6 protein-coding genes and 1 pseudogene are annotated in these 11,995 nt (G+C 66.2%); all 7 read right to left on the reverse strand.

Annotated features, from left to right (window positions below; genetic code table 11):
• Window positions 1-71: 71 nt before the first annotated feature.
• Window positions 72-968 (reverse strand): peptidyl-prolyl cis-trans isomerase, encoded by an 897-nt coding sequence (locus R2N16_RS24440; RefSeq protein WP_316669463.1) that lies wholly within the window; start codon window positions 966-968, stop codon window positions 72-74.
• Window positions 965-2,155: a DUF2827 domain-containing protein gene (locus R2N16_RS24445; RefSeq protein ID WP_316669464.1), complete on the reverse strand. Its 1,191-nt coding sequence runs from the start codon at window positions 2,153-2,155 to the stop codon at window positions 965-967. The genes R2N16_RS24440 and R2N16_RS24445 overlap by 4 nt, the downstream gene beginning before the upstream one ends.
• Before the next feature lie 112 nt (window positions 2,156-2,267).
• Window positions 2,268-2,873: a hypothetical protein gene (locus R2N16_RS24450; protein ID WP_316669466.1), complete on the reverse strand. Its 606-nt coding sequence runs from the start codon at window positions 2,871-2,873 to the stop codon at window positions 2,268-2,270.
• 8 nt (window positions 2,874-2,881) lie between these two features.
• Window positions 2,882-4,000, reverse strand: coding sequence for a DUF2827 domain-containing protein (locus tag R2N16_RS24455; protein WP_316669468.1), 1,119 nt, complete (start codon window positions 3,998-4,000; stop codon window positions 2,882-2,884).
• On the reverse strand, window positions 3,997-5,127 hold the full coding sequence (locus R2N16_RS24460) for a DUF2827 family protein (RefSeq protein WP_316669469.1): 1,131 nt from the start codon (window positions 5,125-5,127) through the stop codon (window positions 3,997-3,999). The genes R2N16_RS24455 and R2N16_RS24460 overlap by 4 nt, the downstream gene beginning before the upstream one ends.
• Window positions 5,128-5,343: 216 nt before the next feature.
• A complete protein-coding gene (locus tag R2N16_RS24465; protein WP_428984167.1) occupies window positions 5,344-6,078 on the reverse strand; it encodes a YadA family autotransporter adhesin in 735 nt (244 codons plus the stop codon).
• 78 nt (window positions 6,079-6,156) lie between these two features.
• Window positions 6,157-11,995: pseudogene (locus R2N16_RS25585) on the reverse strand (beta strand repeat-containing protein); the annotation flags it as partial.

Consider the following 11,995-nt stretch of genomic DNA (forward strand, 5'->3'; position numbering starts at 1 on the left):
ACCGGTTCCCCGGATCCGCCCTTCATGCGGCTCTGGCGGCCGCTTCGTTGCCTTCACCCGCGGTGCCCGTGCTACTGGGTCAACACCGCCTGATCGCGCAGGCGCCGCACCAGGCTCGCCAGCGCCGCGTTACGCTCCTGGGTCTGCAGTTCCTGGCGCGCCAGCCCCTGCGCGACATCGAACGGCACCACGTAGGTGGGACGCTTGGCGTCTAGGCGCACCACCGCGATGCCGTCACGCACCGGCAGTTGCGCCACCTCCCCCACCTTCATCGTGGTGAGCAGTTGTGCCAGCGGCAGCACCAGGCCCATGGTGTGGCCCTCGCGCAGCGGCGTCCTGAAGCTCACCCACGGCAGCTCCCCGCCCACGCCGCGGCTGGGGGCCAGGCTCTTCTGGCGGGCCACCACGTCGAAGGGGACGCCGGTCTTGAGCATCGCCATCACCTCGCGCGCATGCGCCTCGTCGACCACGCCGATCAGACTCGGCTTGTACTCGACGGGCCCCAGCTCCGCGACCGACGCGTCATAGCGCTCGCGCACCTGCGCGTCGTTGACCGGTGCCGGGTGCAGTTCTCGCTCCAGGTACAGGCGGATCTGCGTGTCCACACGTACCTGCTCGACCGCGCGCTGCACCTCGGGGGCGTCGCCGAGCTTGGCGGCCACGGCCGCCTGGCGCAGCAGCTCGCGCGTGACCAGGCGCTCCTGAACCGCGGCACGCAGCGCTGGCGTATCGGGCTGGCCGCTGGCGGCCACCGCCTGCTCCAGCGTGCTGCGCGCAAGCGGCACGCCGTTGATCTGCACCACGGCCGCGGCCGCACCGTTGCCCGCGGCTGCACTGGCGGTCATGGGCGCGCTGATCGCCGCCCGCTGCACGGGCTCGGAGAGTGCGTCCCCGGCCTGCAGCAGCGCTGCCCCCACCGCCGCGCTCACCAGCACGGCCACAAAGATCCATTCGCGTGTTGTCTTCATGCCTCAGTCCCCTTGAATAAACGGCCCCATGCCTGGGCCTCGGTCTGCCGATGCGCCCCCAGGAGCGCATCGAGTAGTGCGTCGTAATGCGCGATGCGCGCCGGGTCGGTGGCCAGAAACGGGGCGAGGCGCGCGCGCTGCGTGCGCCGGTAGTCCTCCCATCCGGCGTCGGTGTGCGCGATCGCCTCGCGCAGGCGCGCCGCGCCCGCCTCCACGTTGTGCTCGGGGTAGTAGTAGCCAAGCGACGCACACAGCCGCGCGTTGTGCACCAGCGCATAGCCTTGCCAGCACACGTCGAAGTAGAAGTAGTTCAGTGGGTTGTCCCATTGGTGGGAGACCACCACGTCGGCGTACTGGGCGAGAAACGGTGGCGTGTCGTAGCGGCCCACGAAGGTGATCTTGTGATCGCGCACGAGGTCCAGGTACTGCGCCACGCCGATGAACTCGGGGCTGTGGCGTGCCAGGTGCTCGGCGCTCGTGACGCTCACGTGCGCGATGGACGCGGGCGCGGCGCGGTAGGCCTGCTCGGCGATGAGCATCGGGTAGAGGCAGAACTTGAGCACGTCGAAGTTCGGCTCCATGATCGCGACGCGCTTGGCGCCCGCGCGCGGGCGGTACTCGCCCGCCTCGGGGAGGCTGGCGGCGACCTGCGTGAGGCACATCGGGTCCCACACGAAGGGCACCTCGCGCACGGCACGCCGGCGCAGCGTGCTGAAGAACCCGGCGCTGGTCTGCATGACCTGCGGAATCACCCAGATGTCGTCATAGCCCTGGTTGATGAACAGGTCCCGGTGCAGGGGCCGCCCAAAAATCATGGCCTCGATGTTCTGCACGTACTCGGCGCCGCAGCAGTAGCTCACGAGCTTGGTGCCGCGCGCCTTGAGGTAGCGGGTCTGCGCCTCGCTCACCTGGCCACCCAGCTCGATGAGCACGTCCAGGCGGTCCTTGCACGCCTCGAAGGTGTCCACGGGAAACTGCTGCGCGTCCCACGGCACCTCGGACACGGGCCCGGTGGTGTTGACAAGCGTGACCCGGTGCGCGCGTGGCGAGTGCATAAAAAGCTTCGCCAGGTACAGCGCGTTCTGCTTGATGCCGTTGACCCACAGGCTCTCGCCCGATTCGCGCAAGCCAACGGTGATGCCAATTCGAAGCCCCGCCGGCTGCCCGGCGGCGGTGTGCTGCTGCATGATCCTGCTCCCCTTACCCTGTTGCTCTGGGGGTCCTGAGGACACCCCCGCTTGTTTGTTTGTTTGCTTTTTTTTAGGTGTGGCTGGGTACTGCGTGGTGTTCTGCTCCCCCCTAGCGCGGCGCCCCCGGCCAGCGGTACTCGACCTGGCGGCGCAGCACCAGGCAGGCCGGCTTGGCCGTAATGAGCGTCACCGTCTCGTGCGGACGATTCGGGTTGGCGTACACCTGGACGCCGGGCACGAGCGCCGTGCCGCGGTAGCCGGCAAGCTCGCGCGTGGCCACCACCGGGCACGCCAGCGGGCTCGGGGTGATGCGCTCGGCCAGCACCGCGCAGGTGCCGCGCTCGTTCGGCACGGTCGCGAGCGTCATGACCTCGGGCCCGGCGCCCGCCACAAAGCCCGAGAGCGCAAAGAACGGCGCGGCATCCGGGGCCGCGTGGTCCCAGTCCAGCACCACGTCCTGCTGGGGCGCGGCGCCCACCACGCGGGCGGCGATCTGCTCGACCGCCGAATAGCACTGGCGGATGCCGACCGTGCGGGCGGCGTTGGCCAGCACCGTGGGGGCCGGGTTCTGCGCGAGGGCGTCGCTCAGGGCGAGCCCCAGGACGGCGAGCACCGCGGCCAGCTTGAGTGCGATGAGGTGGGCGGCGCGCCAGGCCCTGGGGCCAGACCGGTCTGGCTGGCCGGGTGCACGCTGAGCGATCGATCGTGTGAGCATGGCGGGCCTCAGGCGTAGAGTTGTTCCAGCGCGGCCGTGTAGGTGCGCACGTTGGCCTCGGACAGCGGGTCGAGCTTGGCGAGCAAGGCCTGCGCGTCGCGCCGTACATCGGGCAGGCGTGCGTCGTGGGTGGCCAGTGCCTCGCGCAGGGCCAGCGCCCCCTGCTCGCAGTCGAAGTCGTCGTAGCGGTAGCCGCAGCCGTCCAGGTAGTCCGAGTTGTGGATGAGCGGATAGCCGCCGTACAGGGCCTCGTAGTACAGGTAGTTCTGTCCGTTCTCCCAGTGGTGCGAGACGATGGCGTCGGCCTGGCGCGTGAGGACCTCCCACAGCGGCCAGCGGCCCTCGAAGGTGGCGTTGCCCTGGCGCACCAGATCCAAACTACGCGCGAAGTTGACGAAGTCGGGGCTGTCCTTCATGTGCAGCGTGTTGTAGGCACGCAGCAGCTCGATGCGGCTGGCGTCCTGCCGGTGCGCGAGGTCCGCCACCAGCAGCGGGATGTGGCAGGTCTTGACCGAGCAGATGTTGGGCTCGAGCACGGCCAGGCGCCAGCGCGAGCGCCCGGGCGTGTAGCCGAAGGCGACCTGGGCTTGGTCGGCGGTGCGCTGCAGCAGCTGCGGCCCCCACAGGTGGGGCATGGCCTGCACCGGCGCGCGCATGGCGTGCTGGTAGTAGCTCTTGCAGGTGCGCTCGAAGGCGGGCAGCGTCCACACCGTGTGGTAGGGCGTGCCGGAGATGAGCATGCCCTGCGGGCGGTTGAAGATCATGCGCTCGATGTCGATCACATAATCGTTGGCCACGTGCATGCCGACGATGCGCCCACCGCGCGCGCGGAAGGCGCGGCCCCAGTCCGGGTTCAGCTGCGCGGAGAGCTCGATCACCACGTCCAGGCGTTCCTGGGCGGTGGCCAGATCGATGACCGGCGCCGGCGCCATGGCCAGGAAATCCCCCGCCTCCTCGGGCTTGCCCTCCCCGCCGTTGACGAGATAGACGCTGTGCACCAGCGGCGAGCGCTGCAGCAGCATCACCAGAAAGAAACAGTTCTGAAAAATGCCGTTCTCCCACAGCGACTGCTGCCCGGCGCGCAGGTACAGCGTCACGCCCACCTTGAGTTTTTTAGGGGTCTTCATGCTGTGGCCTCCACACGTGCCGAGGTCAGGGCCAGCAGCCGCCGCGCATACGCGCTGCCGTTGGCCGGGGCCAGCGGCGAGAGCCGGGCGAGGAAGGCCTGGGCCTGGGCGCGGTAGGTCCGCAGGTTTGCGTCATGCCCGTGGGCGGCCTGGATGAGGCACATGGCGCCCGCGCGGATGTCGAACTCGGGGTAGGCGTAGCCCGCCTCCAGCCACGGCGAGTTGTGGACGAGGGGGTAGCCGCCGTACAGCGCGTCCAGATACAGGTAGTTCTGCGGGTTCTGCCACTGGTGGCTCACCACCGCGTCGATGTGCTGGCCGGTGTAGCCCACGAAGTCGTGGCGCTGCTCGAGCACGGTCTTGCCCGCGCGGGTGAGTTCCAGCGAATCGATCAGGAAGCGGAAGGTGGGGTGGGTCTGCATCTGCACGCTGTTGAGCACGTGCAGCGCGGCCACGCTCTCGGGCTGGGCGCGGTATGCGGCGTCGGCGATGAGGGTGGGCACCGTGCAGGTCTTGACGACCGAGATGTTGGGCTCGAACACGCCGACGCGCAGGGCGCGGGGGCCGCCGGTGGGCCGGTGCTCGGCTTCGTAGCCAAAGCGCACACCGTGCTCGGCGAGTGCCGCGATGCGCTGCTGCAGGAACACCGGCTCCCACAGGTAGGGGACCTCGATCACCGGGCAGCGGTGCAGCGTGCGCAGCATCGGCATGAAGGCCCGGTCCTTGGGCAGGATCCACACTTCGTCGCAGCGCTGCGCGCGTGCGGCATAGCCGCTGGTGCCGAAGACGGTAGGCTCGAGCAATGCCACATAGGGCTGCCCGCAGCAGTGAAACACGACCTTCTTGCCGCGCGCGCGCAGGTAGTCGATCCACTCGATGGACAGCCCGCCGCCCATCTCGATGGCCACATCGATGAGCTCCGTGGCCGCGCGGGGTGCCATGACCCGGAAATCCAGCCCTGCCGCGTCGGCAGGCAACACGGCCTGGTCGCCGCAGTCCAACAGCACCACTTCCTCCACCCACGGCAGCGCCCGCAGGCCCCGTGCCAGAAACAGCACGTTCTGGTAGATGCCGTTCTCCCAAAGGCTCTGCCCCGCGTGGGTGAGCACCGATATCCCGATTCGCATAAACCACTTCTCCCGTTGACCCTGGTTCGTCATTGGCCGCGTCGGTGGATCCGCGCGGCTCTGCGTACTGCCTGCGGGACCATGCGGCCCCGCCACTTGTTGCTCGTGTTGCTCGTGTTGCTCATCCGGCGGCTTGGCGGGCCGGTCCCCCTCCTCCAGGTGGGGGGCCGGCGTCTGCCTGCCGCGCTACTGCCCTACCGCACGACCACTGCGGCATTACCACTGGTACGCGACACCCATGCCCACCGTGGTGCCCGAGCCGGAGATACCGGCGCCGGCCTTGAACTTGATGTTCGCGGAGATCCGGGCCGCAATGCCCACCGCAACAGCCTGCGAGCCTTGATAGCCGGCGGTGCCCAGACCGATCGAGAAGCTCTTGCCGGCATCGGGCTCGGGGATCATGGCCAGCGCCGTGGCGCCGGCAATACCCGCGTAGGCCTTGCGGGCGACGCTGTTGACCTGGGTCTGTACGGCGTTCAACTGCGACATGTTCACCGCGTCGGTGGGCATCACACCGGCGGCCACGTTGGTGATCTGGCGCTCGTTGCCGGCGGTGCCGACCGACACCGTGTTGGCCCGCGTGGCCACCGAGTTGGCGCCAAGAGCAACTGAGTTGTCTGCGACGGCGCTGGCACCCGCCCCAAGGGCCACGGCGTTGTTGCCCGAGGCCAGCGAGTTGGCACCAATGGCGGTGGTCGGGTCGGCGGTGGCCTGGGCCTGGTAGCCGATGGCGACCGACCCGGCGAAGGTGGCGACCGAGCGGAAGCCCACCGCCGTGGTGTTGGTGCTGGCGGCCTGGGCGTTGCTGCCCAGGGCCGTGGCGCCTGTGCCAGAAGCACTCGCACACAGGCCGGCGGCCGTGGCGTCCGCCCCGTTGGCCTGCGTACAGGTGGCGGCGTTGACGGTGGACAGCGCCGTGTTGTTGAACGTCGCCCCCGCGGTCTGCACCATGCCGCCGGTACCGCCGCCGACCGTGACGCCCTGGGTGGAGGCATTGATGGCGGTCGCCGCGCTGGCCTGTTGGACCAGAGACTGCGTCGCGGTGGACAGCGACGCGACGTTGTTGTTGGTCGCAACCAGGCTGGTGGACAGCGAGGTGACACCGGCCTGTGCCGTGCTGATCCCCGTCGAGGTCGACGTCGACAGCGAAGACACACTGCTGTTGGCGCTCGAGAGGCCCGTGGAGAGCGACGCGACACCGCTTTGCGCCGAGCTGATGGCGGTCGAGGTCGAGGTCGACAGCGCAGACACCGTGCTGTTGGTGGAGGCCAGGCCCGTGGACAGGGAGCTGACGCCTGTCGTAGCCGCACCCACGCTGGTGGACAACGAAGCCACCCCGCTCTGGACCGCGCTGATGCCGGTCGAGGTCGAGGTCGACAAGCTCGACACATTGCTGTTGGTCGTGCTCAGACCGGTCGACAGCGAGGTGATGCCGCTTTGTGCCGTGCTGATGCCCGTCGAAGCCGACGTGCTCAGGCTGCTCACGTTGCTGTTCGTCGTGGAAAGGCCGGTGGACAGCGAGGTCAGATTGCTCTGCGTGGTACTGATGGCAGTCGAGGACGACGTGCTCAGGCTGCTCACGTTGCTGTCCGTGGTGGAGAGGCTCGTAGACAGCGAGGTGATGCCGCTTTGCGCCGTGCTGATGCCGGTCGAGGCGGACGTGCTTAGGCTGGACACATTGCTGTTGGTCGTGGACAGGCCCGTGGACAGTGAGGTGACGCCGCTCTGCGCTGTGCTGATACCGGTCGACGCGGAGGTCGACAGGCTCGACACATTGCTGTTGGTGGTGGACAGGCCGGTCGACAGCGACGTGACACCGCTCTGTGCCGTGCTGATCCCGGTCGACGCTGAAGTCGACAGACTCGACACATTGCTGTTGGTGGTGCTCAGGCCCGTGGACAGCGAAGCGACACCACTCTGCGCGGTACTGATGCCCGTCGAGGCGGACGTGCTGAGGCTGCTCACGCTGCTGGTCGTGGTGGACAGGCCCGTGGACAGCGACATGACGTCGGTGGACTCTTGCGTGGACAACGAGGCCAGATTGCTGAGGGTGGTGGAGAGGCCCGTGGACAGCGAGGTGACACCGCTTTGTGCGGTGCTGATCCCGGTCGAAGCCGAGGTCGACAGGCTCGACACGTTGCTGTTCGTCGTGCTCAGGCCCGTCGACAGCGACGACACATTGCTGTTTGTGGTGCTCAGACCCGTAGACAACGAAGTGACACCGCTCTGGACCGTGCTGATCCCGGTCGACGCCGACGTGCTGAGGCTCGACACATTGCTGTTGGTGGTGCTCAGGCCCGTCGACAGCGAGCTCACGCCGCTCTGGGCCGTACTGATTCCGGTCGACGCCGAGGTCGACAAGCTCGACACGTTGCTGTTCGTGGTGCTCAGACCTGTCGACAGCGAGGTGATGCCGCTTTGTGCCGTGCTGATTCCGGTCGAGGCCGAGGTCGACAAGCTCGACACGTTGCTGTTGGTGGTGCTCAGGCCAGTGGACAGCGATGTGACACCACTTTGTGCCGTGCTGATCCCAGTGGAGGCCGAGGTCGAGAGACTCGACACATTGCTGTTCGTCGTGGACAGGCCGGTGGACAACGAGGTGACACCGCTCTGGGCCGTGCTGATCCCCGTCGAAGCCGATGTCGAGAGGCTACCCACATTGCTGTTGGTCGTGCTCAGGCCCGTGGACAGCGAAGTCACACCACTTTGCGCCGTGCTGATGCCGGTGGACGCAGACGTGCTCAAACTACCCACGTTGCTATTCGTCGTCGACAAACCAGTCGACAGCGAAGCCACGCCGCTCTGGGCCGTGCTGATACCAGTCGACGTCGAGGTCGAGAGGCTCGACACGTTGCTGTTGGTGGTGGACAGGCCGGTGGACAGCGAAGTGACACCGCTCTGCACCGTGCTGATTCCGGTCGAGGCCGAGGTCGACAGCGACGATACGTTGCTGTTGGTGGTGGACAGGCCGGTGGACAGCGAGCTGACACCGCTTTGTGCCGTGCTGATGCCCGTCGAGGCCGAAGTCGACAGGCTCGACACGTTGCTGTTCGTCGTGGACAGACCGGTCGACAGCGAGGTGACACCGCTCTGGACCGTGCTGATTCCAGTCGACGCCGACGTGCTCAGGCTGCTCACATTGCTGTTCGTCGTGCTCAAGCCCGTGGACAACGAAGTGACGCCGCTCTGCGCGGTGCTGATACCGGTCGATGCCGATGTCGACAGCGACGACACGTTGCTGTTGGTTGTGGACAGCCCCGTCGACAACGAGCTCACGCCGCTCTGGACCGTGCTGATCCCAGTGGAGGCAGACGTCGAGAGGCTGGATACATTGCTGTTCGTCGTCGACAAACCAGTCGACAGCGAAGTCACACCGCTCTGGGCTGTGCTGATCCCGGTCGACGCAGACGTGCTCAGGCTGCCGACGTTGCTGTTGGTGGTGCTCAGGCCCGTGGAAAGCGAGGTCACACCGCTTTGCGCCGTGCTGATGCCGGTCGACGCGGAGGTGGACAAGCTCGACACATTGCTGTTGGTGGTACTCAAGCCAGTCGACAACGAGGTCACGTCCGTGGACTCTTGGGTCGACAGCGACGCCAGGTTGCTGTTCGTTGTCGACAGCCCCGTGGACAGCGAAGTGACACCACTCTGCGCGGTACTGATGCCCGTCGAGGCAGACGTGCTCAGACTGCTCACATTGCTATTCGTCGTCGACAAACCGGTCGACAGCGAGGCGACACCGCTTTGTGCCGTGCTGATGCCCGTCGACGTGGACGTGCTCAGGCTGCTTACGTTGCTGTTCGTCGTGCTCAGGCCGGTAGACAGCGAGGTGACACCGCTCTGTGCCGTGCTGATACCGGTCGACGCGGAGGTCGACAGGCTCGACACATTGCTGTTCGTCGTCGAGAGACCGGTGGACAGCGAGGCGATTTGCGAGGTGTGCGTTGACAGCCCCGTCGACAGCGACGACACATTGCTGTTCGTCGTGCTGAGGCCGGTGGACAACGACGTGACACCGCTCTGCGCCGTGCTGATGCCGGTCGACGCAGAGGTCGACAAGCTCGACACATTGCTGTTGGTCGTGCTCAAGCCCGTCGACAGCGAGGTCACACTGCTCTGGGCCGTGCTGATTCCGGTCGACGCCGAAGTCGACAGGCTCGACACGTTGCTGTTGGTGGTGGACAGGCCGGTGGACAGCGAGGTGATACCGCTTTGTGCCGTGCTGATGCCAGTGGAGGCCGAGGTCGAGAGGCTCGACACATTGCTGTTGGTGGTGCTCAGACCCGTGGACAGCGAAGTGACACCGCTCTGTACCGTGCTGATCCCAGTGGATGCAGACGTCGAGAGGCTGGACACGTTGCTGTTCGTCGTCGACAAACCAGTCGAAAGCGAGGTCACACCGCTTTGCGCCGTGCTGATGCCAGTCGACGCCGACGTCGAGAGGCTACCCACGTTGCTGTTGGTCGTGCTCAAGCCTGTGGACAGCGAAGTCACACCGCTCTGCACCGTGCTGATGCCGGTCGACGTGGAGGTCGACAGGCTCGACACGTTGCTGTTGGTGGTGGACAGACCCGTGGAAAGCGAGGCGACGCCGCTTTGTGCGGTGCTGATACCCGTCGAGGCCGACGTACTCAGGCTGCTCACATTGCTATTCGTCGTCGACAAACCTGTCGACAGTGAAGCCACGCCGCTCTGCACCGTGCTGATGCCAGTGGATGCGGTCGTCGACAGGCTAGACACATTGCTGTTGGTCGTGCTCAGGCCGGTCGACAACGAGGCCACGCCACTTTGCGCCGTGCTGATCCCGGTCGACGCCGACGTGCTCAGGCTGCTCACATTGCTGTTCGTCGTGCTCAAGCCCGTGGACAGCGACGTGACACCGCTCTGCGCCGTGCTGATGCCGGTCGAAGCCGAGGTCGACAAACTCAACACGTTGCTGTTCGTCGTCGACAGACCCGTCGACAGCGAGGCCACACCGCTTTGTGCCGTGCTGATGCCGGTCGACGCGGAGGTGCTCAGGCTGGACACGTTGCTGTTCGTGGTGCTCAGGCCCGTCGACAGCGAAGTGACACCGCTCTGAGCCGTGCTGATGCCCGTGGAAGCCGACGTGCTCAGGCTGCTCACGTTGCTGTTCGTCGTACTCAGGCCCGTCGAAAGCGACGATACATTGCTGTTGGTGGTACTCAAGCCAGTCGACAACGAGGTCACGTCTGCGGACTCTTGGGTCGACAACGACGCCAGGTTGCTGTTCGTCGTCGACAACCCCGTCGACAGCCCCGTCGACAGCGAGGTCACTCCACTTTGCGCGGTGCTGATCCCAGTTGACGCGGAGGTCGACAGGCTCGAAACATTGCTGTTGGTCGTGCTCAGACCCGTGGACAGCGAGGTGACACCGCTTTGCACCGTGCTGATCCCGGTCGAAGCCGATGTGCTCAGGTTGCTCACATTGCTATTCGTCGTGGACAGACCCGTGGACAGCGAGGTGACACCGCTCTGCGCTGTGCTGATGCCAGTGGAAGCCGACGTGCTGAGGCTGCTCACGTTGCTGTTCGTGGTGCTCAGGCCCGTGGACAGCGAGCTGACACCGCTTTGCGCCGTGCTGATACCCGTCGAGGCCGACGTGCTCAGGCTGCTCACGTTGCTATTGGTCGTCGAAAGACCGGTGGACAGCGACGTGACACCGCTCTGGGCCGTGCTGATCCCTGTCGACGCCGACGTGCTCAGGCTCGACACGTTGCTGTTGGTTGTAGACAGCCCCGTCGACAACGAGCTCACGCCGCTCTGGACCGTGCTGATCCCAGTGGATGCAGACGTCGAGAGGCTGGACACATTGCTGTTGGTGGTGGACAAGCCCGTGGACAACGAGGTCACACCGCTTTGTGCCGTGCTGATACCGGTCGAGGCCGACGTCGACAGGCTACCCACATTGCTGCTAGTGGTGCTCAGGCCCGTGGACAGCGAGGTGACACCGCTCTGCGCCGTGCTGATGCCGGTCGACGCCGAGGTCGACAGGCTACCCACGTTGCTGTTGGTGGTGCTCAGGCCCGTCGACAGCGAAGCCACGCCACTTTGCGCCGTGCTGATGCCCGTCGAGGCCGACGTGCTGAGGCTGCTCACGTTGCTGTTCGTGGTGCTCAGACCCGTGGACAACGAAGTGACACCGCTTTGCGCCGTGCTGATGCCGGTCGACGCCGAGGTCGACAGGCTCGACACATTGTTGTTGGTGGTGGACAAACCCGTGGACAACGAGCTCACACCACTTTGTGCGGTGCTGATGCCAGTCGACGCGGACGTGCTCAGGCTGCTCACATTGCTGTTCGTCGTGCTCAAGCCAGTGGACAGCGACGCGACACCGCTTTGCGCCGTGCTGATGCCGGTCGACGCCGACGTGCTCAAACTGCCCACGTTGCTGTTCGTCGTCGACAGGCCTGTCGACAACGAAGTGACACCGCTCTGAGCCGTGCTGATGCCCGTCGAGGTCGACGTGCTCAGACTGCTCACGGTGCTGTTGGTGGTGCTCAGCCCCGTGGACAGTGAGGCGACGCCGCTCTGGACCGTGCTGATACCGGTCGAGGCAGAAGTCGAGAGGCTCGACACGTTGCTGTTGGTCGTGCTCAAGCCAGTGGACAGCGACGTCACACCGCTTTGTGCAGTGCTGATACCGGTCGACGCGGAGGTCGACAAGCTCGACACATTGCTGTTGGTCGTGCTCAGACCCGTCGACAGCGAGGTCACGCCACTTTGCACGGTGCTGATCCCGGTCGACGCGGAGGTCGACAGGCTCGACACATTGCTGTTGGTCGTGCTCAGACCCGTCGACAGCGAGGTCACGCCACTTTGCACGGTGCTGATCCCGGTCGACGCGGAGGTC

Source organism: Ralstonia psammae (genome assembly GCF_958405935.1).
GTDB classification, from domain to species: Bacteria; Pseudomonadota; Gammaproteobacteria; order Burkholderiales; family Burkholderiaceae; genus Ralstonia; species Ralstonia psammae.

Coding starts and splice junctions, on each gene's coding strand:
- R2N16_RS24440 (WP_316669463.1), bottom strand. CDS start 968: ATGAAGACAACACGCGAATGGATCTTTGTGGCCGTGCTGGTGAGCGCG.
- R2N16_RS24445 (WP_316669464.1), bottom strand. CDS start 2,155: ATGCAGCAGCACACCGCCGCCGGGCAGCCGGCGGGGCTTCGAATTGGC.
- R2N16_RS24450 (WP_316669466.1), bottom strand. CDS start 2,873: ATGCTCACACGATCGATCGCTCAGCGTGCACCCGGCCAGCCAGACCGG.
- R2N16_RS24455 (WP_316669468.1), bottom strand. CDS start 4,000: ATGAAGACCCCTAAAAAACTCAAGGTGGGCGTGACGCTGTACCTGCGC.
- R2N16_RS24460 (WP_316669469.1), bottom strand. CDS start 5,127: ATGCGAATCGGGATATCGGTGCTCACCCACGCGGGGCAGAGCCTTTGG.
- R2N16_RS24465 (WP_428984167.1), bottom strand. CDS start 6,078: ATGGTGCAGACCGCGGGGGCGACGTTCAACAACACGGCGCTGTCCACC.